Genomic DNA, 23,365 nt, shown 5'->3' with positions numbered 1-23,365 from the left:
ATGACCAACGTCGCCGTACTGCGCGCCCGGTTCCCGCGGGCAGCCGAAAACCTGAATCGCTATGGCGGTGCCGCCGGCCGCGGGCTCGACGACCTCGGCAAGATGGCCTGGTTCGGCATGGTCTGCATCGGGCACGTGCCGCACGCGCTGCGTAACTACCGCAAGGAAACGCTGCGGCTGATCGCCCAGATCGGCATGGGCACCGGGGCCATGGCCGTGGTCGGCGGCACCGTCGCGATCGTCGGCTTCGTCACGCTGTCCGGTAGCTCACTGGTCGCGATCCAGGGTTTCGCGTCCCTGGGCAATATCGGGGTCGAGGCGTTCACCGGCTTCTTCGCCGCATTGATCAACGTGCGCATCGCCGCCCCCGTCGTCACCGGCATCGCGATGGCCGCCACCGTCGGCGCGGGCGCCACCGCTGAACTCGGCGCCATGCGGATCAGCGAGGAGATCGACGCCCTGGAAGTGATGGGCATCAAGTCGATCTCGTTCCTGGCAACCACGCGATTCATGGCCGGGCTGGTCGTGATCATCCCGATCTACGCGATGGCGATGATCATGTGCTTCCTGTCGCCGCAGATCACCACGACAGTCCTCTACGGGCAATCCAACGGAACCTACGACCACTACTTCCGGACGTTCCTGCGCCCCGATGACGTGTTCTGGTCATTCCTGGAGGCCATCATCATCACCGCGGTCGTGATGATCACCCACTGCTTCTACGGCTACAACGCCGGCGGCGGGCCGGTCGGCGTCGGTGAGGCCGTCGGTCGCTCGATGCGCTTCTCGCTGGTCTCGGTGCAGGTTGTGGTCTTGTCCGCCGCGTTGGCGCTGTACGGCGTCAACCCGAACTTCGCCTTAACGGTGTAGCGCCCATGACCCGACCCGGAAAGACGAACGCAGCGCGGACCCCGCCGTACAAGTTGGCGGGCATCGGCATGTTGGTCATCGGCGCGCTCGTTCTCGTCTTGGTCTACGGGCAGTTCCGCGGCGACTTCACCCCCAAGACCAAGTTGACGATGCTGGCGTCGCGGGCCGGTCTGGTCATGGACCCGGGTTCCAAGGTCACCTACAACGGGGTCGAGATCGGCCGGGTGGACACCATCTCGGAGATCGTCCGCGACGGTAAGCCGGCGGCCAAGTTCACCCTGGACGTCTATCCCCGGTACCTGTCACTGATCCCGGCCAACGTGAACGCCGACATCAAGGCCACCACGGTGTTCGGCGGCAAGTACGTGTCGCTGACGACGCCGCAAAGCCCGTCGACGCAAAAGCTCAGCGCGTCGACGGTGATCGACGCGAGGTCGGTGACGACGGAGATCAACACGTTGTTCCAGACCATCACCTCGATCGCGGAGAAAGTGGATCCGGTCAAGCTGAACCTGACGCTGAGCGCGGCCGCGCAATCGCTGGCCGGGTTGGGCGACAGGTTCGGGCAGTCGATCGTCAACGGCAATGCGGTGCTCGACGACGTCAACCCGCAGATGCCGCAGATCCGACACGACATCCAGCAGCTGGCCGGCCTCGGCGACACCTACGCCAACGCCTCGCCGGACCTGTTCGACTTCCTCAACAACGCGGTCGTCACCTCGCGCACGATCAACCAGCAGCAGAAGGATCTGGACCAGGCGCTGCTGTCGGCCGCCGGGTTCGGCAACACCGGCGCGGAGATCTTCGAGAAGGGCGGCCCGTACCTGGCGCGCGGAGCTGCCGACCTGGTGCCGTCGGCGCAGCTGTTGGACACCTACAGCCCGGCGATCTTCTGCACCCTGCGCAACTACCACGACATCGAGCCCAAGGCCGCCTCGTTCCTCGCCGGCAACGGGTACTCGCTGAACGCCCACACCGAGGCGCTGTCCGGCCTGGGGCTGCTCGCCAACCCCGTCTCGGCGGTGGCCACGATCGCCAGCCTGGTCGGAGGCCTGGCCGGGGTGGTCGGTGGAGCGCCGAACCCCTACATCTATCCCGAAAACCTGCCGCGGGTGAACGCCCGTGGTGGACCGGGCGGTGCGCCGGGTTGCTGGCAGCACATCACCCATGACCTCTGGCCCGCTCCCGAGTTGGTGATGGACTCCGGCAACAGCATCGCGCCGTACAACCACCTCGACACCGGTTCGCCCTACGCAATCGAGTTCGTCTGGGGCCGTCAGGTAGGGGATAACACGATCAACCCATGAAAATCACCGGTACGATCGTCCGACTCAGCATCTTCTCACTGGTGCTGCTGCTGTTCACTGTGATGATCATCGTGGTGTTCGGTCAGATGCGGTTTGACCGCACCAACGCGTACACGGCGGAGTTCAGCAACATCAGCGGGCTGCGCCAGGGCCAGTTCGTCCGCGCCTCCGGGGTGGAGATCGGCAAGGTCGACACCGTAGAGCTGATCGACGGCGGCAAGCGGGTGCGGGTGAAGTTCAAGGTCGACCGCTCGATTCCGCTGTATCAGTCGACGACGGCGCAGATCCGCTACCTCGACCTGATCGGCAACCGGTACCTGGAGCTCAAGCGCGGCGAAGGCGAAGGCGCCGACAAGGTGTTGCCGCCGGATGGATTCATCCCGCTGTCGCGTACGGCGCCCGCGCTCGACCTGGACGCGCTGATCGGTGGTTTCAAGCCGCTGTTTCGGGCGTTGGACCCGGACAAGGTCAACACCATCGCGACCGCGCTCATCACGGTGTTCCAGGGTCAGGGCGGCACGATCAACGACATCCTCGACAACACTGCGCAACTGACGAGCCAGATCGGCGAGCGTGACCAGGCGATCGGCGAGGTGATCAAGAACCTGAATATCGTGCTGGACACGACGGTCCGGCACCGCCAGCAATTCGACCAGACGATCAACAACCTCGAGGTGCTGATCACCGGGCTCAAGGACCATGGCGACCAACTGGCCGGCGGGACCGCGCACATCAGCAACGCCGCCGGCACCGTGGCCGATCTGCTGGGCGAGGATCGCGCGCTGCTGCACAAGTCCATCAACTACCTCGACGGGATCCAGCAGCCGCTGATCGACCAGCAAGACCAACTGCAGGACTACCTCAAGAAGGTGCCGACCGCGCTGAACATGATCGGGCGCGCCATCGGGTCCTACGGCGACTTCGTGAACTTCTACGCCTGCGACATCACGTTGAAGATCAATGGTCTGCAGGCTGGTGGCCCGGTCCGCACGGTCCGGCTCTTCCAGCAGCCGACGGGTAGGTGCACGCCGCAATGAGAACGCTGGAACCTCCGAACCGGCTTCGGATCGGCCTGATGGGCATCGTGGTCACGCTGCTCGTCATCGGCGTCGGGCAAAGCTTCACCAGTGTCCCGATCCTGATGGCCAGGCCCGCCTACTACGGACAGTTCACCGACTCCGGCGGGATCAACGTCGGCGACAAGGTGCGCATCGCCGGCATGGACGTCGGCAAGGTCGAGGACCTCAAGATCGACGGCGACCACATCTCGATCAAGTTCTCGATCGGCACCAACACCATCGGCACCGAGAGCCGGCTGGCGATCCGCACCGACACCATCCTCGGCAAGAAGGTCATGGAGATCGAGGCGCGTGGCTCCCAGCCGCTACGCCCCGGGGCCGCGTTGCCGGTGGGCCAGAGCACGACGCCCTACCAGATCTACGACGCTTTCTTCGACGTCACCAAGGCCGCCTCCGGTTGGGACATCAACACGGTCAAAGAGTCGCTGCATGTGTTGTCGCAGACCATCGACCAGACCTATCCGCACCTGAGCGCCGCGCTCGAGGGTGTCGCCAAATTCTCCGACACGGTCGGCAAACGAGACGCCGAGGTCAAGCATCTGCTCGCCCAGGCCAACCAGGTGGCCAGCGTGCTCGGCGACCGCAGTGAACAGGTCGACCGCCTGCTGGTCAACGCCAAGACGCTGCTGGCCGCATTCAACGAGCGTGGGCAGGCCATCAACGCGTTGCTGGGCAACATCGCCGCGTTCTCCGAACAGGTGAAGGGCCTGATCAACGACAACCCGAACCTCAACCACGTGCTGGAGCAGCTGCGCACGATCAGCCAGATCCTGGTTGAGCGCAAAGACGACGTGGCAGCGGGTCTGACCGAGGTCGGCCACTTCCTGCCGTCATTGAACGAGGCCATCGCGTCGGGCCCGTTCTTCAAGGTGGTGCTGCACAACCTGGCGCTGTACCAGATCATCCAGCCCTGGGTGGACGCCGCATTCAAGAAGCGCGGCATCGACCCGGAGAACTTCTGGCGCAGTGCCGGTCTGCCGGAGTACCGCTGGCCCGACCCCAACGGCACCCGGTTCCCCAACGGTGCGCCGCCGCCGGCACCGCCGGTGCTGGAGGGCACCCCGGAGCACCCCGGACCCGCCATCCCACCCGGATCGCCGTGCTCGTACACGCCGGCCAACCCTGGCGGCAACATCACCGTCGGCGACGAGGGTCTGCCGCGGCCATGGAACCCGCTGCCCTGTGCGGGCGCGAGCGTCGGCCCGTTCGGCGGGCCGGGCTTCCCCGCTCCGGTCGACGTCGCGACGTCGCCGCCGAACCCGGACGGCCTGCCGCCCACGCCTGGCATCCCGATCGCCGGTCGCCCGGGCGACCCGCCCCCGAACGTTGTCGGCACGCCGGTGCCGCTGCCGACGCAGGCACCGCCCGGCGCGCGCACCGAGAACCTGGCGCCGGCCGGCCCGACGCCGCCGCCGTCCACCTTCGCGCCCGGTCTACCGCCGGGTCCCCCGGCCCCACCCGGACCGGGGAACCAATTGCCGGCGCCGTACATCAACCCGGGCGGTTCGGGCGGTAGTGGTGTCACGGGAGGTAGCCAGAATTGAGCACCATCTTTGACGTCCGCAATGTGCGGCTACCGAAGCTCTCCCGGACGACGGTGATCATCGGCGCGCTGGTCGTCGTCGTGGCACTGGTCGTCGGCTACGTCGGCTACCGGCTTTTCGAGAAGCTGACGAACAACACCGTCGTCGCCTACTTCCCGGCGGCGAACGCCCTCTACAAGGGGGACAAGGTCCAGATCATGGGCCTGCGGGTCGGCTCGATCGACAGCATCGAACCGGTCGGCGACAAGATGAAGGTGACGTTCCACTACGAGAACAAGTACAAGGTTCCCGCCAACGCCTCGGCGGTGATCCTGAACCCCACCCTGGTGGCATCGCGCGCGATCCAGCTGGAACCGCCGTACAAGGGCGGGCCGGTGCTGGGCGACAACGCCGTGATCCCCGAAGAGCGCACCCAGGTGCCGGTGGAGTGGGACGAACTGCGCAACAGCATCACCAACATCATCTCGAAGCTGGGCCCGACCAAGGAGCAGCCGACGGGGCCGTTCGGTGAGGTCATCTCGTCGTTCGCCGACGGTCTGGCCGGCAAGAGCAAGCAGATCAACACCGCGCTCAACAGCCTGTCGTCGGCGTTGACCGCGTTGAACGAGGGCCGTGGCGACTTCTTCGCCGTGGTGCGCAGCCTGGCGCTGTTCGTCAACGCGCTGCACCAGGACGACGCGCAGTTCGTCGCGCTGAACCAGAACCTGGCCGATGTCACCGGACGGCTCGCGCAGGACGACGGCGCCCTGTCCAATGCCCTCCAGCAGTTCGACAGCCTGCTGACCACCGTGCGCCCGTGGCTGGACAAGAACCGCGAGGTGCTGACCACCGACATCAACAACCTGGCCACCGCGACGAACACGCTGGTGCAGCCCGATCCGCTGAACGGGCTGGAGACCGCGCTGCACGTCCTGCCGACGGCCGCGGCCAACATCAACCAGATCTATCACCCGTCGCACGGTTCGGTGGTCGCCATTCCCGCGATCACGAACTTCGCGAACCCGATGCAGTTCATCTGCAGCTCGATTCAGGCCGGCAGCCGGCTCGGCTACCAGGAATCCGCCGAACTGTGCGCGCAGTACCTGGCGCCGGTGCTCGACGCGATCAAGTTCAACTACCTACCGTTCGGCTTGAACCTGTTCAGCACCGCCGAGACGTTGCCCAAGGAGGTCGCGTACTCGGAGGACCGGCTGCACCCGCCGAACGGCTATAAGGACACGACGGTCCCGGGTATCTGGGTGCCGGACACGCCGACCTCGCACCGCAACACCCAGCAGGGCTGGATCGTCGCCCCGGGCATGCAGGGCCAGCAGGTGGGGCCGATCACCGCGGGCCTGATGACCCCGGAGTCGCTTCAGGAACTGATGGGCGGACCGAACATCGAGCCCGTGCAGTCGAACCTGCAGACCCCGCCGGGACCGCCGAACGCCTACGACGAGAACCCGATCCTGCCGCCCATCGGGCTGCGGGCTCCGACGCCGATTCAACCGCCGGCGCCGGGACCGGGAGTGATTCCGGGTCCGGTCGGACCGACGCCCGCACCGGTCGGGGCCCCGGCGCCCAATGCCGGTGGTCCGCCTGTCGCCGCTGACTTCGGGGGTGGCCAGTGAGGCGCGCGATGCGCGGCGCAGCCGCGAGGAGCAAGCCGAATCGACCGGTACTGAGTAGGTTGACGCAGCTGATCCGGCACCGGGCCTGGCAGAGCCTGGTGCTGCTGATGGTCGCCGCGGTGCTGAGCTCGTGCGGCTGGCGCGGCATCTCCAACGTGGCGATTCCGGGCGGTCCGGGCGACGGGCCGGGGTCCTACACCATCTACGTGCAGGTGCCGGACACCCTGGCGATCAACGGCAACAGCAAGGTCATGGTTGCCGACGTCTTCGTCGGTTCGATCAAAAACATCCAGTTGAAGAACTGGGTGGCCACGCTGACGCTGGGTGTGAAGAGCACCGTCAAGCTGCCCAAGAACGCCATCGCCAGGATCGGCCAGACGTCACTGCTGGGTTCTCAGCACGTGGAGCTGGCCGCGCCGCCGAACCCGTCGTCGGAGCTGCTGAAGAACGGCGACACCATTCCGCTGAAGAATGCGACTTCGTATCCCACCACCGAACAGACGCTGGCCAGCCTGTCGTTGATCTTGCATGGTGGCGGCATCCCGAACCTGGAAGTGCTGCAGAACGAGGTCTACGACATCTTCCACGGGCGCGGGGAGCAGATCCGGTCCTTCCTCGGCAAGCTGGACACCTTCACCACCCAGCTCAACCAGCAGCGTGACGACATCACCCACGCGATCGACTCCACCAACCGGCTGCTGGTCTACGTCGGTGCCCGGTCGGATGTCCTCGACCGAGTGCTGACCGACCTCCCGCCGCTGATCAAGCATTTCGCCGACACTAAAAACCTGCTGATCAACGCCGTCGACTCGGTGGGCCGGCTCAGTCAGTCCGCCGACCAGTACCTCTCGGAGGCGCGCGGGCCGCTGCATACCGACCTGCAGGCGCTGCAATGCCCGCTGAAGGAACTCGGCCGCTCCTCGCCGTACCTGATCGGGGCGCTGAAGCTGATCCTGACCCAGCCGTTCGACATCGACACCGTCCCGAAGATGTTCCGCGGTGACTACGTGAACATCTCGCTGACGCTGGACGTGACCTACAGCTCGGTCGACAACGCGTTCCTCACCGGAACCGGATTGTCGGGCGCACTGCGGGCACTCGAGCAGTCCTTCGGCCGTGACCCCGAGACGATGATCCCCGACGTCCGCTACACGCCGAACCCGAACGACGCGCCCGGCGGACCGCTGGTGGAACGGGGGGACCGGAATTGCTGACTCCGTTCATTAGACGCCAGCTGTGGGCGTTCCTGGTCCTCACGGTTGTCTCGCTGCTGGTGCTTGGCGTCTACTACCTGCAGGTCCCAAGCCTGATGGGGATCGGTCGGTACTCGCTGAAGGCCGAGTTGCCGGCTTCGGGTGGGTTGTACCCGACGGCCAACGTGACCTATCGCGGCATCACGATCGGCAAGGTCACCGACGTCGAGCCGACCGAGCATGGCGCCGAAGCGACGATGAGCATCGACAGCCAGTACAAGATCCCGGTCGACACGATCGCGAACGTGCACTCGGTGTCGGCGGTCGGTGAGCAGTATCTGGACCTGGTCTCGACGGGAAACCCCGGAAAGTACCTGTCCGAAGGACAAACCATCAGCAAGGGAACGGTGCCCGCCGAGATCGGGCCGGCGCTCGACACCGCTAACCGCGGGCTCGAGGCGTTGCCCAAGGACAAGATCGGCAAGCTGCTCGACGAAACGGCGGAGTCCGTCGGCGGCCTGGGTCCCGCGCTGCAGCGCCTGGTCGACTCCACGCAGGCGATTGTCGGCGATTTCCGGACGAACATCGGAGGCGTCAACGACATCATCCAGAACTCCGGCGGGGTGCTGGACAGCCAGGTGAAGTCCGGTGACGCGATCGAGCGCTGGGCGCGCAACCTGAACACGCTGGCGGCGCAGGCCGCGCAACGCGACGCGAACGTGAAAAGCATTCTGTCGCAAGCGGCGCCGACCGCCGATCAGGTCAACGACGTGTTCAGCGATGTGCGGGAGTCGCTGCCACAGACGCTGGCGAATCTCGAGATCGTGTTCGACCTGCTCAAGCGCTATCACACCGGGGTGGAGCAGGTGCTGGTGTTCCTGCCGCAGGGTGCCTCGATCGCGCAGACGGTGGCCGCACCGTTCCCGAACCAGGCCGCGCTCGACTTGGCGCTGTCCATCAACCAGCCGCCGCCCTGTCTGACCGGTTTCATTCCGGCCCCGGAGTGGCGCTCACCGGCCGACACCAGCACGGCGCCGCTGCCGTCGGGCACCTACTGCAAAATTCCGATGGATACGCCCGCCAACAGCGTGCGTGGATCGCGCAACATCCCGTGTACCGACGTCGCCGGCAAGCGGGCCGCCACGCCGCGTGAGTGCCGCGACCCCAGGCCGTACGTCCCGGCCGGAACGAACCCCTGGTTCGGTGATCCGAACCAGATTCTGACCTGCCCGGCGCCGTCAGCGCGCTGCGACCAGTCGGTGCGCCCGGGCATGGTGATCCCGGCGCCGTCGGTGAACAACGGCATGAACCCGGCACCTTCGGACCGAGTCGCGGGGACGCCGCCGGCGACCAGTGACCCCTTGACCCGGCCCGGGTCCGGTACCGTGCAGTGCAACGGACAGCAGCCCAACCCGTGTGTCTACACACCCACTGGACCTCCCTCGGCGGTATACAGTCCCCAGAGCGGTGAACTGGTAGGGCCCGACGGCGTCAGATACTCCGTCGAAAACTCGACCAAAACAGGAGACGACGGATGGAAGGAGATGCTGGCGCCAGCCGGCTGAACCCACCACCGATGTCGATGCTTAGTCGTCTGCGTCGGAGACGGCCGAAGGACTCGGACGACGTCACCGACGAGACAAACCCGGAGGTGACGGCCGAGGATTCGTCTGAATCCGAGGACGGAGCCGACCAGACCAACTCCGAGGTCGAAGCCGACCAGGCCGGCGCCGAGGTGACGGCGCCGGATTCGCCGGACCCCGAACCCGAAGCCACCCCGGAAGCCGCGGCCCCGGAACAACCGGAGGCCGAAGCCGAATCCGAGCCCGCAGCAGACGATGCCGAACAGCCGGAGGCCGACGGCGATCACGACGATGCCGACGCCGCGGCCGAGGCGGATGGTTCCGGGCGCCCCCCGTCGGCCCTGGGCCGCGCGTGGCTGGCCGGCATCGCCGCCGCCCTCGTCCTGCTGGCCGGTGCCGTCGGCACCGGCGGCTACCTGGCGCTGCGCTACCACCACGAGAGCCAGGCAATCGCGCGCAACAACGCCGCGGCGCTCAAGGCGGCGATCGAATGCGTGTCGGCGACGCAGGCGCCCGACACCAACGCGATGATCGCCAGCGAGCAGAAGATCATCGAGTGCGGCACCGGTGCCTTCCGTGAACAGGCCATGGTCTACACCGGCATGCTCGTGCAGGCCTACCAGTCCGCCAATATCCACGTTCAGGTCGCCGATGTCCGGGCCGCCGTCGAGCGCAACAACAAAGACGGTTCGATCGAGGTGCTCGTGGCGATGCGGGTCAAGGTGGCCACCGAGCAATCAGAGAACGAGACCGGCTACCGGCTGCGGGTGAAGATGGCGCTGGACGAAGGCCAGTACCGGATCGCCAGGCTCGACCAGGTGACGAAGTGACGCTGGTGGTCGAGGAGACTCAGACCACGGCCCCCCAAGTGTCATCGCAGAATGCCTTGGCGCCCTGGCATATTCGCGCGTGCGCGTTCGCGATCGACGTCCTGCCGGCCGCCGCCGTGGCGACGACGATGGCGTTGGTGTCGTTCACCGTGCCGGCGCGCGGCGCGTGGTGGTGGCTGAGCAGCTGCGTTCTCGGGACCGCCGTGCTGGCCATGCTGGTCAACCGGTTGCTGTTGCCGACCATCTTCGGCTGGAGCCTGGGACGCGCACTGTGTGGAATCGCGGTGGTGCACCGCGACGGCGGCGCCATCGGCGCGTGGGGCCTGCTGCTGCGCGACGTTGCTCATCTGCTCGACACTGTGTCGGTGGTGGGATGGCTTTGGCCGCTGTGGGATTCGCAGCGCCGCACCTTCGCCGACATGTTGCTGCGTACCGAAGTGCGGAGCTCGGAAACGCCGCGATCGGACCTTCGGCGGTGGACGATCATCGCGGTGCTCAGTGCGACCGGGCTATGCGTGGCGGGTGCCGTCGTCAGCTATGGGGTGGTGTACTCCCGCGATCAGGCGACCGATCAAACGCGGGCCCAGATCGCGATACAGGGACCGAAGATCGTCGCGCAAATGCTGACGTACGACCCGAAGTCGTTGCATGACGATTTCGTGCGTGCCCAGTCGCTGGCGACCGACAATTATCGTGGCCAGCTCAAGGCGCAGCAGGACATCGTCCAAAAGGGCAACCCGGTCATCAACGAGTACTGGGTGACCGACGGCTCGATCGAGTCGGCGTCGCCGGATCGGGCGACGATGCTGTTGTTCATGCAGGGGCGGCGCGGCGCGGCGCCCGAGGAGCGGTACATCACCGCAACCGTCCGGGTGAGTTTCGTCAAGGACGCCGGCGGCCATTGGCTGGTCGACAACCTCACCGTGCTGACCAAACCGAAACCGTCGGGGAACGGAAAATGAGCCCCCGCCGCAAGTTTGAGCCCGGCGAGGGCGCGCTGCTCGTCGCGACGGATCCGCAGATCCAGCGCCGGCCGTGGGGGTTACCCGCTGCCGGTGCGGTCGCCGCGGTGCTGATGACCGCGGCGATCACGCTCGCCACCCTGATGCTGATCTCCCATCAATCCCGTGAGCACACCGCGTCCAAAGACCGCGAGGTGCTCAACTACGTGACGGGGTTCATGACGCAGTTCACCTCTCTTGACCCCTATCACGCGAACGACTACGTCATGCGGATAATGGCCCAGGCGACAGGCGATTTCGCCAAGCAGTATCACGACAAGGCCAACGAGATTCTGCTGCAGGTCGCGCGCGCGGAGCCCGCGACCGGCAGCATCCTCGGCGCGGCCGTGGAACGGTGGAACGACGATGGCAGCGCTACCGTGATGGTGGCGACCGAAGTCACGTCCAAGTCGCCGGATCAGAAGCAGGTATTCGAGAACACGAATCGTTGGACGGCAACTGCTACGCGGGAAGGGAATCAGTGGAAGATAAGCAGCCTGCTGCAGGTGATCTGACCGCCGAGGCGGCCTCCGACGACGTCGCCGAGGACAACGAAAACAGCTCCACGGCAACGGAATCCGGCACCAAACCGGCCGGTGAGGCCGCCGTGGACACCACGGATGAGATCGAAGCCGACACCGATGAGTCCGAAACTGCGACTGAAGAGGGTGGCCGCAAGCGGCGCAAACTGCTGGCCGGGAGATGGATGGCCATCGTCGTGGTGGTGGCCGCCTTACTGTTCGTTGGCTCCGCGGCGTTCGCGGGCGCGACGATGCAGCCCTATCTGGCCGACCGCGCCGCGGCGGCGACCAAGCTCAAGGTGGCTCGCACCGCGGCCAATGCGATCACGACGCTGTGGACCTACACGCCGGAGAATATGGACGGCCTCGCCGATCGCGCGTCGGCCTACCTCGGCGGTGACTTCGAGGCCCAATACCGAAAATTCGTCGACGCCATCGTGGCCCCGAACAAGCAAGCCCAGATCACCAACAAAACCCAAGTCACCGGCGCGGCGGTCGAATCGCTGGACGGCCCGAACGCGGTCGTCATCGTGTATACCAACACCACCTCGACCAGCCCGCTGACCAAGAACATCCCGGCGCTGAAGTACCTGTCCTATCGGCTGTTCATGAAGCGCGCGAACGGGCGCTGGCTGGTGACCAGGATGACGACCGTGACCTCGCTGGATCTGACCCCGCGTACGTAGCCCGGCCGAACCGAGATCGCCGAAATATACTCCGAGCCGTGGAATTCAAGGCCTCGCCGGTATCCGAGCGATCGACCGTCGTGGCGCTGTTGCTGCTGACCTTTGCCACCGGGTTGGCCGACGCGATCAGCGTCTTGGTTCTTGGCCACGTGTTCGTCGCGAATATGACCGGCAACGTGATCTTCCTTGGCTTTTGGCTCGCTCCGCGAACCAACGTCGACTTGACCGCGGTTGTCGTGGCGTTGCCCACTTTCGTCATCACCACCATCCTCAGCGGCAGGCTGACCCGCTATTTCGGTAGTCGGACGCGCCCGTGGATCACCATCGTCCTGTCGTTGGAGATCGTGTTGCTGACGGTGTTGTCGATCCTGGCCGGCTCCGGTGTGCTGCGCTATCACGACGACACCAAACTCATCGTGATCGGCTTACTCGCGGTGACGTTCGGCCTGCAGCATTCGAGCGCGCGCCAATTCGGCATCCAAGAGCTCTCCACCACCGTCTTGACGGCGACGATCGTCAGTCTCGGTATGGACAGCCGACTGTCCGGTGGGACGGGTGCTCGCGAAAAGCTGCGTCTCACTGTCGTTTTGACGATGTGCGCCGGTGCGTTCTCCGGCGCGACGATCTCACGGTTCGTGATCGCTCCGGTGTTCACCTTCATCGCGGTCCTGGTGGCGGCCAGCCTGTTGATCTTCCGGTTCGGGCCTCCCGCTACGGAATCCGCGGTGGCCGCGACTGCCGAGCCGGCTGACGGTTAGTTGAAGGCCAGCCAGCTGGGCAACGCGCGTTCGTGGGAGTCGCACAGCACCTGACGGGTGTCGCACGACCCGCGCGGCGACCCCGCACCGGCCCACATGCCGCCGGTGTCGCGGCGCAACACGATCGCCGACGAGCCGCCGCCGTCCAGCAGGATCGCGGTGTCGCTGCCCAGGCCGCGGAACAGGTCCTGCATGTTGTCCGGGGTGTAGCTGCCGCCCTCGAAGATGTACATCTCGTCGCGCTGCTTGACATAGGCCAGGGCCGTTCGCGCCGCGCTGGGGCCACCGTCGCGCAGCTGCTGAGTCTCGCCGGGGCCCAGCAGCCCGATCCCGGACACCGCGACGAACTTCTCGTTCTTGTTGAGCAGGTCGGCCACCACCGGGGTGGCGGCGTCGTAGTCGTTCTTGCTGCGCGGCCACACCACATACGGCGCACCGCCGGACGGCAGGATCATCGTCGTCAACGAGGACCAGCTCTCGCCGCCGCCGGAGAGCCCTTGCTTGCCGGGGTAGGCCAAGGTGCCGGTGACCGCCTGGTTGGCGCGGCCCTGTCCATTGGTGTTGTCAATGAAGGCGCCGAGCGGCGAGCTGCAGCTGGTCTGACGCCACGAACCGGCCTTCTGTCCGCGCACGTCGAAGAAGTTGGCGTTGATCGCGATGGTCGGCTGCCCCATCCGTTGCCACGCGTTAAGCGGCGTATAGAGCTCGGAGGCCTGCATCAACCCCTCGCCGGTGCGGGCCCCGGGGTTGCTCTCGCAGCGCGCTTGGTCACCCCGGTGCGTGTCGACCAGCAGATGCGGGGACAGGCGTCCCGCCGCGTTCTTGATGATCATCAGGTGGCCGCCGTTGTTCATCTCATACCAGCGACCGCTGGCGTCCATCAGCGGCGTGGGGTGGCCGGGGCCGAAGTTGTAGACCAGATACGAGCCCTTGGTGGCGCCGATCGCGCTGGCCAGGAGTTCGCGGGCGTCAGCGGCGTGGGCGACGGGTGGCCCGACGGTGCTCGTCAACAGGGTGCAGGCGAACATCGCCGTGAGGCTGGCCGCCAGTCGGCGCAGCCCGGTGCGTCGTGTCAGCACGGCAGCCCTTTCGGCCCTTAACTGGATGCAACATTCACAGCATCAGTCACATAAGCCCCACTGTCAACATAAATAACAAACGTGTGACACTTAGGCCGCGCGCGAATTACGTTTGCTTGCTTACGCTTTCGGGATCCGGCTCGGCGGAGTCGGCGTCGGTGGGTTCGCCCGAACTTTCGTGCTTGCCCGCGCGCGCCTTCTGTTGCGATTGGTGTTGGGCTTGGTGCGCCTCGGCGATCGCCACGCCGATGGCGCCGGGAATCCGGTGGAACCCGCTGCGGTCGTACATGCGGGTGACGATGCCGCCCACCAACAGGCCGATGACCAGCCCGATCGACGTCATCAACAACGCCTGCGAGAGGCCGGCCTCCCCGTCGCCGTTCAGATACAACAGCGACCGCACACCCAAGAACACCTGGTGCATCGGTTCGAACTCGGCCAGCCAGCGGAAGAACGGCGGCACCGCTTGCAGCGGCACGGTGGCGCCGGCCGACGGCAACCCGAGGATGACGAAAACCAGCATGCTGAACAGCAAGCCCATCGAGCCCAGCACCGCGATCAGCGAGCTGGACGTCACACCCACCGCGACGATCGCAAACACGCCGTACGCCCACAACTCCCAGCCGTGCGTAATCGGCATGCCGAGTCCGTGGGCTATGGCCAGGTAGACGCCCGACGTGAGCAAGGCCAGCACCAGCATGATTCCCCACTTCACCAACAACGTGCGGAAGCGAGAGATGTTGGCCTGCTCGGCAAATCGATACACCGGACCCCATTCGGCCGGCACGTATCCGAGCAAAGAGTCCACCAGGGTGGACACGACAATGCTGCCGGTGAACCCGGCCAGCAACAACAGCAATGCGTAGTAGAACGCCGACAGTCCGTTGCCCGTGCCGTTGGGTAGCGGGTTGTACACGGCTGATTTGATATCGATCGGGCTGGCCAATCCCGATTGGGACGCACCGGTCAGCGGCGCCCCGCCGGTCTCTTGGGCGACTTCAGACGAAAGATACTGTCCCACTTTGGTATTGGCGACAGCCATGGCTTGGGTCAGGGTCTGCCCGGCGATGCCGGCGCCCAACGTGCCCGCTCGGGGGTTGGTGAAGATCGTGACCGAGGGCCGCTCGGCCTTGGTGGGCGTGACCGCGCTCGCACCGTACTCGCGCAGATTCGACGAGAACGTGGGCGGAATAACCAATTCGCCGTACGCCTGAGCACGGTCCAGTAGCCGTTTGGCCTCGTCGTGCGACACGACCTTGATTTCGAACTTGTTCTTATCCAGCGCGGAGAGCAGGCCGTCGACGATTTTCGGGCCGGCGGTTCCGGCGTCCTCGTTCACCACGGCGATCGGGAAGTGGCGCAGGTTGGTGGTCGGATTCAAGATGCCGCCGAGATACAGCGCACAGAGCGCCGACATCAGGGCCAGCGTGGCGCCGATCGGCAACGCCCAGAACTGCACTGTTTTCAGTGCTTTTGCGTTGTGCTTCGGGTTCGGCACCGCGTGCCGCGGTTGGGCTTTCGACATCCCGGCTCCTGTCTGTCATGCCCACTCTATTGGGTCTAGCCGCCCAGCTTTGAGTGCATCTCCCAGATCAGCAGGTCCGTCGGCGCGCTCGCCGTCAGCCGCGGGCCGTCGACGTCGGTGAGCCGGGCCGCATCTCCGTCGCCGAGTTCGCCGGCCCCGTCCAGCGTGAGCCGGCCGCGCGGCACGTATACGTGCAGGTAGGGGGCGGTGGGCGCGATGACGGTGTCGCCGGCTTGCAGCCGCGCCCCGTGCAGGGCCGCGCCGCGGTTGTGCAGCAAGATGGCCGCGTCGTGCCCGGGTATGCCCGAGGCGATCGTCACAAGTTCGGCGCCCGTGTGGCCGATCTCATGCTGCTGGTAGCCGGGTGAGATACCGCTCTCGTCGGGGATCACCCACATCTGAACGAAATGTACTGGCTGCGTTAACGAATCGTTTTTCTCCGAATGCAGGATCCCGCTGCCCGCCGACATCCGTTGCGCCAGGCCCGGATAGATCACGCCGCGGTTACCGGCCGAATCCTGGTGTGTCAATTCGCCTTCCAGCACCCACGTCACGATCTCCATGTCCCGGTGGGCGTGGGTATCAAAACCGGCATCCGCCGCCACGACGTCGTCGTTGTTCACCACCAGCAACCCGTGGTGGGTGTTCTCCGGCTCATAGTGGTCGCCGAACGAGAACGAATGTCTGGACGTCAGCCACGGCGTCGTGGTGACAGCCCGGTCAGCCGCACGCCGAATCTCGGAGTTGGCAGGCATGGCCTCAGCGTAATCGCTCTCCTCAGGCCACCCCGGCGCCAAGCAGTTGCTGTGCCTGCCGCAGCGCGTCGTCGAGCGTGGCCAGCGTCAGTCCGGCCGGGCCGCCCAGATGGATCTCGATTTGGTACTCCGGCTGCCCGTCCTGGCCGAAAATTGGCAGCACAACAAATTCCGTTGACGTCAAGTCCTTTTCGAGTGTGTCGGTGATCGATTGCAGCGTCACCATTGTCATCAGCGTGGTGAGCTGCCGGGTGACCTGCGCGGTCGGCTCCAGCGACGCGAGCACCCCGGCCAGGCGATGGTGCAGCGATTGATGCGTGTCGTCGAACCGCCAGGCGCCATAGCCGCGGGCGCGAATGTCGGCGAGTACCCGTTGATGCTGCGCGATTTCGGTGCGAGTCGGACGCGGCATCACCCGCTGCAGCCAGGCCGCGACCGAATCGTCGTCGCGCCAGGCCATCGCGACCAGTCCGAACGGCGGATCGATCGGGAAGCGCTGGCCGACGGCATGTGCGCCGTCGGTGCCATGTCCCACCGCGTCGACCGTGGTCAGATGGCGGCCGCCGATCTTCGACATCGAGCAGCCCGCGCCGAGGGTGTGGTGCAGGTAGGCCAGTGCATCGCGCCCCCGGTCCAGCAGTGGGAACTGTGTCCGCAGCCCGTGCACCAGCCCGAACAATCCACTGCCCAGGCAATAACGGCGGTCCCCGCGCCGGGTGACCCAGGACCGGCCTTCCAGCTCGGCCAGCACCAGCGCGCAGGTCGAGGTGCTGATCCGGCAGGTCTTCGCCAGCTCCGCCGAGGTTCGCCCGTCCGGCGAATCCGCCAGTGCGGCAAGCACGTCCATCACCCGGGCGGTCGGCGGCGACTTGGCGGTTGACGTACCCATGCCCAGCTCCCTAGCATCCGTCCAAAATGTAAGAATAGGCATCCTAATATTAGGAGATAAAGTGCTGAAGGTGGGAGTCTGGGGGCCGGGTTCGATGGGCGTCATCGCCCTGCGAGGCGTGATCGACCACCCCGAGCTGCAATTGACCGATCTCGTCGTGCACAGTGACGCCAAAGCGGGTCGTGATGCGGGGGAGCTGTGTGGAATCGCCCCGGTAGGCGTGGTGGCCACTCAGGATCCGGCGCCGATGCTCGCCGGCGACGCCGACGCGGTGGTGTACGCCGCCGGCGCGAACCTGCGGCCGCTGGAGGCCGTGCAGGACATGGTGTCGATCCTGCGGGCCGGTAAGAACGTGGTGTCGTGTTCGGTGGTGCCGCTGGTCTTCCCCGACGCGGTCGACGGGGCGTTCACCGGCCCGTTGCGCCAAGCTGCGCTGGATGGCGGGGTATCGTTTTTCACCACCGGGATCGACTCAGGATTTGCCAATGATGTTCTGCCACTGGTGCTTACCGGTGTATCGCGGGCCATCGAATCGGTGCGGGTGACCGAGATGTTCAACTACGCCACCTACCCGGATCCGGCCGCGGTGTACGAGATCCTCGGCTTCGGCAAGCCGCCGGAGTATCAGGCCTTCGCCGCCCAGCCGGGAATCTTCACCTTCGGCTGGGGCCCGGTGCTGCACCAGCTCGCGGCGGGGTTGGGCGTCAAGATCGACACCGTCGAGGAGAGCAACGAACGCGTCCCCACCACCGAGTCGTTCGACACCCCCACCGGCCACATCGAGGCCGGAACGATCGCGGCGATGCGCTCGACTCTGACCGGATACGTCGGGGACAAGCCAACTTTCGTCGTCGACCACGTGACACGGATGCGCGACGACATCGCCGCGGACTGGCCGCAACCGCACATCAGCCTTGCGCCCAAGGACCTCGGCTTCGGACTGGCGTCGGGCCGCGGTGTCTACCGCGTCGAGATCGAGGGCTCGCCGAGCATGCGGTGCGAATTCGAGATGGCCGAGGACCACGACCACGATCTGGGGGCACGCATCGCGGGCTCCTCACGCATGGTCAACGCGATCCCCGCGGTGTGCGCGGCCGCGCCCGGACTGTTGTCCGCGCTCGATCTGCCGCTGATCACCGGGACCGGACTGGTCCGTCCGGTCGACGGGCCATCACCGGACAGCCGCCTCGTCACATGAGGCCATGACGTGGATGAGGTATAGCGAACGAATTCCTCTATGCTTCAACCTGTTTGGGCATCGGTACCGTGCCGGCAATGTCCGACTTTGGTAACCGCTCTAGTTGTTCGTTGGTGACGGTCGCGGCTGGAACGGTTGGTACCACCACCACTGCGCGCGCTCACCGGTGGGCCCGTGGCACGGTGGGGCAGCGGACGGGGGAAGATTCGGCGGGCGCGCGAGCGATCCTGCGCTGAGTGGTCGGCCGGAGCGGTCCGCGACTGTGAGCTCGTCGGCGGTTCCGGTGATGGTAACGACGCCTCGGTGGTGCAACCGATGGTGGTACGGGCATACCAAGACCAGGTTGGACAACTCGGTGGGGCCGCCGTCTTCCCAGTGCCGGATGTGGTGTGCGTGCAGACCGCGGGTGGCGCCACAGCCGGGAACCGCGCACGCGGGATGGCGGTGCTCGAGCGCGCGGCGAAGCCGCCGGTTAATCACCCGGGTCGCGCGGCCGACGCCGATGAGCTCGCCGTCCCGTTCGAACCACGCTTCACAGGTGGCATCGCAGGTCAGGTATAGCCGTTCGGCGTCGGTGAGCAGGGGACCCAGATGCAGCGCGGCGGCGCGCTGGTGGATGTCGACGTGCACCACCACAGTGGTGCGATGCCCGTGGGGTCGGCGGGCCGCCTCGGCGTCCCATCCGGCCTCGACCAGGCGCAGGAACGCCTCGACAGGGCCCGGCAACGGCGGCGCGATATCCAATGCACAGTTGCCGTTGCCACGATCGTGTCTCCATTCGGCGATCAGCGCATCACGATGGGACGCCAGTGCCGCGTCGAACATCGCCGCTTCGTCGTGGGGAAGTTTGATCCGCCAGCAAGTGAACTCCTCGTTGGTGGTCTTGGTGATCGAGTGCGGCGGCTCCGGCCGAGAGTCGGGTTCGGGTCGAGGTTCCAGCTTGACCGCGGTGCGCAGCTGGTTGACCGTGGCGGAGCCCGCCAGCTGAGCGTAGTGCTCATCAGATCCGTCGCCGGCCCGTCCGGCGATGACGCCGAGCTGATCCAGGGACAGCCGACCCTCCCGCATGCCCGCCGCGCAGCGTGGAAACTCCGACAGCCGGCGCGCCACGGTGGCGATCGTGTGGGCGTTTGCCGACGACGAGCCGAGCTTCCAGGCCACCAGCGCCGCTACCGACCGTGCACCCGTGGCGCCGCAGAGCTCGTCGCGATCCAGCTCGGCGACGATCTGCACGATGCGTCCATCAATGGCGTTGCGCTGACCGGCCAATTCCGCCAACTCGGCGAACAACACCTCAAGACGCTCGGCAGGGCTCACCGCCGCGGGCGGCGATGCGGTCGAGGACATAACGTCATCATCGCAGCCAGGTACGACAAGTTTCGGCTGTCGAACCGGGCCGGGACCGCTCCTCGAAGAAGACCGCGTAAGTCGTGTGGCGCGTTGGCTTGTCGCTTTCGCTTGGCGCCCAGACAACCAGGCCCCGTTTTCCCGAGCGCCATGCCCTCCCGCACTGCTCTGCGTGCAAGCCCGCAACACCTAGTCGGACGCTGAACAACTCACCATGTTGCGCGGCGCGGGCGCGAATTCCGGCTCGGGGCTCGGCTTTTCCGCGCGGTGCCGCTTGCCTGCCCGGCTGTTCAGCCAGCAGGCCACGCCGCCGACGACTAGGCCGATCGCGACGCCGACATCCGGGCGCTGGCCCAGCATCAGCCAGGACAGCACCGCGGCGGCCGCGGGGATGATGGCGAACAGCATCGCCACCGCCGCCGCGCCGTGAATGCTGATGGCACGCAGGTAAATGCTGACCGCGAGCGTGGCGTTGAGCAGCACCATGCCCGCGATCGCGGCGGCGGCTCTGCCCGGGTCGTGCACCGCGAACGGCGTCAGCATCGCGAGCACCGCTGCAGGGATGAACGCCACGGAGTTTTGCACCGCACTCATCGTGCGGAAGTCCACGCCGGCGCAGAACCGCTGCTGATACACGCCGCCGGCCGAAAGGCCAAGCAGCCCAGCCACAAGCAGCAACATCACCGGGTCGACGCCGTGCATGCCCATCAGCCTTCTGGCGCAGGCGGCGAGCACCGCGACGACGCCGAGGACCAGCGCAACGACCCGCAGCCGGCCGAGCGGCTCGCGCAGGAACGTCGTGGCCAGGATGGCCGTCATGACCGGATTCATCGCGATCACCACCGCGCAGAGCACCGCGGACGCGCCGAGCAGCAGCGCCTCGTACAAGCAGCAGAACTGCACGGCCTGGATCAACAGGCCCGCGACGATGACGTGACCGAACTGCGCCCCGCGCGGCCAGGCCGCCCGGGCCACCAAGGCCCACGACGCGAGGATGATGGCAGCGAATCCGAAGCGCAGCACCAACACGGCCATCGGGGTCATCTCGGCCACCGCGAGGGCGCCGATCGGATACCCGACCGCATAGGTGAAGGTGACCGCCGAAGCGGTGCTCAGGGGCATGCGCGGTAGGTGCATGCCCCCATGGTCGCGAACGGCGAGCTATTCCGTCCAACGATTTTTGGCGATCACAACCGATCATGAATCGTGATCGACTCTCGCAGTATCTGGGAATATCCAGGTCATCTATCCGAATAATTGATCAGGATTGCTGATCGAACTATGGTTGTGAGTTATGCCTCAGGTGCTCGACATCGCGCCGCTGCGCAGCCTCGTCGCGGTGGCCGATTGCGGCGGATTTCACCGCGCCGCCGCCGCCCTGCACTTGAGCCAGTCCGCGGTCAGCCAGCATCTGCGCAAAGTCGAGAGCGTGGTCGGCAAGCCGGTGGTCGAGCGCTCCGGGCGTGGTGTGTTGTTCACCGAAATGGGTCAGCGGGTGTTGCGGCATGCGCGCACGATTTTGGCGGCGCACGACGCGGCGCTCGACGACCTCGGCGCCACCGAACAGAAGGTGCTGACGGTGGGCGCCACCGAGCACGGCGCGGACGTGATGTTGCCCGCCCTGACCAGCGTGCTGCGTGAGCGGCTTCCCGACCGGCGGCCGCGTTTCCGGCTGGATCGCAACGTTTCCCTGGCGGACGCGATTGACCGGGGGCTGGTTGACCTGGCGATCATGCTCGACGGTTCGGGGCTAGATCGTGTCAATGCATCGGGAATCGTTCAGCTGCAATGGGTTTCAGCTCGGACCTGCACTGTCCAACAGGGGGAGCCGCTGCCGCTGGTGATCTATGCCGAACCGTGCACGTTGCGTGAGCCGGCCTTCGCGCTGCTCGAGAAACAACGCGTCGACTACGAGATCGTGGCCGAGTGTGGTGACCTGGCAGGGCTTTACGCGGCCGTGCGCTCGGGTCTGGGGTTGGCTCTGCTGCCCAAGATCGGCAAGCTTCCCGACGGCCTATGCCCGGCCGAGGGACTGCCGGCACCCAACTGCGCCTCGATACTGGTGCGCGGCCGGTCCGGCATCGACCCGGATGTGCTGAGCGCCGTCGATGCCGCGGTGCGCGACGTGTTGGCCGACGAAAAGTAAACGCGGACTTTACGAATCGCCGCCCGGATAGGTCGCGGTAGCCAGCTCCAGAATCTCGGCACGGTCTGCGGGCAGGATGAAGCCGGACCGAATGGCCGTGTCCAGCGCCGCGGTGAAACTGTCCAGATACGCTGCGGCCCCGCCCGGGTAGAGCCGGCGCACGGTGGCTTCGTCGAATGGTTCGCCGGAGCCGAAGATCGCCGACATCAAATTCGAGGCGTCGTCCGCGAGGGCGCCGTCACCCGAAGTCCGGGCCAGCGGCACGTCGATCCAGGGCGTCCTGAGGCCGCCCTTTGCCAGGCCGTGGGGATCCAGAATCGGTTGGGGCTCTTCGGTTTCACGCACCTCGATAAATGGCGCGGCGGGTGCGACCTCGCCGGTGTCGACCCACGTGTTCAGTGACGCGATTGCCGCCTGCACGACGTAGTGGTGTTGCGGCGCGAAGTTGATGTAGTGGTCGAGTTGCTGGCCCATCAGCATGTTGGTGGGTTGGTAGGCGGCCACGATGTCCTTGAGCGGCGCCGAACCGGTGTCGATCGGCGCCACCATGATCGTGTAGTTGTCCGCGTGCGCGGAGCCGGGGATCTCCCAGACCCGCAGCCGCTCGCTGTCCGGCTGACGTGCGTGGTAATAGCCAATACGGAGGCCGCCGAACAGGTCGGTTTCGGTGATGATCACGAGGAGCGGCACGCGCAGGTCGTGACGGAACTTCACCGCCTGCTTTGTGCCGCTCTGCAATTCGTCGAAGATGGAACCGCCATCCAGTGGTGCGGCAGGGCCGAAACGGGAATGCACCAGGAACCCGTCGTACAGCCGGACAAGAGGATCGATGGCGTTGATGTAAGTGGTGAGGTACATCGCCGATTGCGACTCGCCAACGGCGATAACGTGTTCGGCGCGCAATCCGCGCAAGATGTCGGCACTGCGGGCCAGCTCACCGGCTTGCGAAAAGATGTCGTAGCAAAACGCATCGCCCGGGTGGCCAAGCGGTGCGTAACGGGTCGGATCCTGGGTCTTGAGCGACATGTCGAAGCCGAGCATGCTCGTCCCGCCATCCACCCCGACCTTCTGCGCCGAGACCGCGACATATGCGTAGCCCGCCCGGACTATTTCGCGGTGCGCCATCATCCACACCGCCGGAGCGTCGATGCCGCCGCTGACATTGAGCCACTCGACCAGCACCGTCCCGTTGAACTGCGCCTGATCCGACGGCGTCAGCACCACGATCCGGGTCGTGTAATCATCTGTGCCGGAAGGTGTTACGGCCCACCGGCCGTCGGGGCCCAATTCCGAAGCCGGCGCGTACGACGAGGCCGTTCCGGAGACGAAGAACTCCTCGGCGACGTAGCCCAGGTCGCCAATATCGAAGCCGCCCAACAGCAAGAGTGGCTTGCCCGGAACCGGCGTGACGGTGGGGGACTCTGGCATGGGCGATACCCTTCTC

21 protein-coding genes are annotated in these 23,365 nt (G+C 66.1%); 14 read left to right on the top strand and 7 right to left on the bottom strand.

Annotated elements, in window-relative coordinates; translation table 11 throughout:
* From LMQ14_RS26345 to LMQ14_RS26290, 12 genes are all read left to right on the top strand, one after another.
* A complete protein-coding gene (locus LMQ14_RS26345; protein WP_267732529.1) occupies positions 1 to 870 on the top strand; it encodes an MlaE family ABC transporter permease in 870 nt (289 codons plus the stop codon).
* A 5-nt stretch (positions 871 to 875) separates the two neighbouring features.
* Positions 876 to 2,177 (top strand): MCE family protein, encoded by a 1,302-nt coding sequence (locus LMQ14_RS26340; protein ID WP_267732528.1) that lies wholly within the window; start codon positions 876 to 878, stop codon positions 2,175 to 2,177.
* On the top strand, positions 2,174 to 3,214 hold the full coding sequence (locus LMQ14_RS26335) for a virulence factor Mce family protein (RefSeq protein ID WP_267732527.1): 1,041 nt from the start codon (positions 2,174 to 2,176) through the stop codon (positions 3,212 to 3,214). The genes LMQ14_RS26340 and LMQ14_RS26335 overlap by 4 nt, the downstream gene beginning before the upstream one ends.
* Positions 3,211 to 4,800, top strand: coding sequence for a virulence factor Mce family protein (locus tag LMQ14_RS26330; RefSeq protein ID WP_267732526.1), 1,590 nt, complete (start codon positions 3,211 to 3,213; stop codon positions 4,798 to 4,800). The genes LMQ14_RS26335 and LMQ14_RS26330 overlap by 4 nt, the downstream gene beginning before the upstream one ends.
* The gene (locus tag LMQ14_RS26325) at positions 4,797 to 6,410 is read left to right on the top strand and encodes a virulence factor Mce family protein (protein ID WP_267732525.1); all 1,614 of its coding nucleotides are present in this window, start codon (positions 4,797 to 4,799) and stop codon (positions 6,408 to 6,410) included. The genes LMQ14_RS26330 and LMQ14_RS26325 overlap by 4 nt, the downstream gene beginning before the upstream one ends.
* 107 nt (positions 6,411 to 6,517) lie before the next feature.
* Positions 6,518 to 7,624 (top strand): virulence factor Mce family protein, encoded by a 1,107-nt coding sequence (locus tag LMQ14_RS26320; RefSeq protein WP_420714723.1) that lies wholly within the window; start codon positions 6,518 to 6,520, stop codon positions 7,622 to 7,624.
* The gene (locus LMQ14_RS26315; RefSeq protein WP_267732523.1) at positions 7,618 to 9,168 is read left to right on the top strand and encodes an MCE family protein; all 1,551 of its coding nucleotides are present in this window, start codon (positions 7,618 to 7,620) and stop codon (positions 9,166 to 9,168) included. Before LMQ14_RS26320 ends, LMQ14_RS26315 begins: the two co-directional genes overlap by 7 nt.
* Positions 9,138 to 10,016 carry an Mce protein gene (locus tag LMQ14_RS26310; RefSeq protein ID WP_267732522.1) on the top strand — a complete coding sequence of 293 codons (879 nt, stop codon included), beginning with the start codon at positions 9,138 to 9,140 and terminating at the stop codon, positions 10,014 to 10,016. The genes LMQ14_RS26315 and LMQ14_RS26310 overlap by 31 nt, the downstream gene beginning before the upstream one ends.
* A complete protein-coding gene (locus LMQ14_RS26305) occupies positions 10,013 to 10,978 on the top strand; it encodes an RDD family protein (protein ID WP_267732521.1) in 966 nt (321 codons plus the stop codon). The genes LMQ14_RS26310 and LMQ14_RS26305 overlap by 4 nt, the downstream gene beginning before the upstream one ends.
* Positions 10,975 to 11,532, top strand: coding sequence for a mammalian cell entry protein (locus LMQ14_RS26300; RefSeq protein WP_267732520.1), 558 nt, complete (start codon positions 10,975 to 10,977; stop codon positions 11,530 to 11,532). Before LMQ14_RS26305 ends, LMQ14_RS26300 begins: the two co-directional genes overlap by 4 nt.
* A complete protein-coding gene (locus tag LMQ14_RS26295) occupies positions 11,499 to 12,224 on the top strand; it encodes a mammalian cell entry protein (RefSeq protein ID WP_267732519.1) in 726 nt (241 codons plus the stop codon). The genes LMQ14_RS26300 and LMQ14_RS26295 overlap by 34 nt, the downstream gene beginning before the upstream one ends.
* 38 nt (positions 12,225 to 12,262) lie before the next feature.
* On the top strand, positions 12,263 to 12,982 hold the full coding sequence (locus LMQ14_RS26290) for a YoaK family protein (protein WP_267732518.1): 720 nt from the start codon (positions 12,263 to 12,265) through the stop codon (positions 12,980 to 12,982).
* Here the strand turns inward: LMQ14_RS26290 and LMQ14_RS26285 are convergent.
* The 4 genes from LMQ14_RS26285 to LMQ14_RS26270 all read right to left on the bottom strand — a co-directional run bounded on the left by LMQ14_RS26285 (position 12,979) and on the right by LMQ14_RS26270 (position 17,230).
* The gene (locus LMQ14_RS26285) at positions 12,979 to 14,088 is read right to left on the bottom strand and encodes a phosphodiester glycosidase family protein (protein ID WP_267735692.1); all 1,110 of its coding nucleotides are present in this window, start codon (positions 14,086 to 14,088) and stop codon (positions 12,979 to 12,981) included. The genes LMQ14_RS26290 and LMQ14_RS26285 overlap by 4 nt on opposite strands.
* A 79-nt stretch (positions 14,089 to 14,167) precedes the next feature.
* The gene (locus LMQ14_RS26280) at positions 14,168 to 15,586 is read right to left on the bottom strand and encodes a YhgE/Pip domain-containing protein (RefSeq protein ID WP_267732517.1); all 1,419 of its coding nucleotides are present in this window, start codon (positions 15,584 to 15,586) and stop codon (positions 14,168 to 14,170) included.
* A gap of 35 nt (positions 15,587 to 15,621) precedes the next feature.
* Entirely contained in the window at positions 15,622 to 16,341 is a 720-nt protein-coding gene (locus LMQ14_RS26275; RefSeq protein ID WP_267732516.1) for a pirin family protein, read from the bottom strand.
* Between the two features lie 22 nt (positions 16,342 to 16,363).
* Positions 16,364 to 17,230 carry a MarR family transcriptional regulator gene (locus LMQ14_RS26270; protein ID WP_267732515.1) on the bottom strand — a complete coding sequence of 289 codons (867 nt, stop codon included), beginning with the start codon at positions 17,228 to 17,230 and terminating at the stop codon, positions 16,364 to 16,366.
* 61 nt (positions 17,231 to 17,291) lie between these two features.
* On the opposite strand from LMQ14_RS26270, the gene LMQ14_RS26265 reads away from it, so the two are divergent.
* Positions 17,292 to 18,428, top strand: coding sequence for a dihydrodipicolinate reductase (locus LMQ14_RS26265; protein WP_267732514.1), 1,137 nt, complete (start codon positions 17,292 to 17,294; stop codon positions 18,426 to 18,428).
* Positions 18,429 to 18,527: 99 nt separating this feature from the next.
* Here the strand turns inward: LMQ14_RS26265 and LMQ14_RS26260 are convergent, their stop codons facing one another.
* Both LMQ14_RS26260 and LMQ14_RS26255 read right to left on the bottom strand, forming a co-directional pair.
* Complete coding sequence (locus tag LMQ14_RS26260; protein WP_267732513.1) at positions 18,528 to 19,775, bottom strand: HNH endonuclease signature motif containing protein; 1,248 nt, start codon at positions 19,773 to 19,775, stop codon at positions 18,528 to 18,530.
* 189 nt (positions 19,776 to 19,964) lie between these two features.
* On the bottom strand, positions 19,965 to 20,912 hold the full coding sequence (locus LMQ14_RS26255) for a DMT family transporter (protein WP_420714578.1): 948 nt from the start codon (positions 20,910 to 20,912) through the stop codon (positions 19,965 to 19,967).
* Between the two features lie 157 nt (positions 20,913 to 21,069).
* On the opposite strand from LMQ14_RS26255, the gene LMQ14_RS26250 reads away from it, so the two are divergent.
* Entirely contained in the window at positions 21,070 to 21,921 is an 852-nt protein-coding gene (locus LMQ14_RS26250) for a LysR family transcriptional regulator (protein WP_267732512.1), read from the top strand.
* Between the two features lie 9 nt (positions 21,922 to 21,930).
* Here LMQ14_RS26250 and LMQ14_RS26245 read toward each other — a convergent pair whose 3' ends face one another.
* Entirely contained in the window at positions 21,931 to 23,349 is a 1,419-nt protein-coding gene (locus LMQ14_RS26245) for an alpha/beta hydrolase domain-containing protein (protein WP_267732511.1), read from the bottom strand.
* Between the last annotated feature and the right edge of the window lie 16 nt (positions 23,350 to 23,365).

The organism is Mycobacterium sp. Aquia_213 (genome assembly GCF_026625985.1).
GTDB lineage: Bacteria > Actinomycetota > Actinomycetes > Mycobacteriales > Mycobacteriaceae > Mycobacterium.
This window is presented reverse-complemented; position numbering and strand designations above follow the sequence as displayed.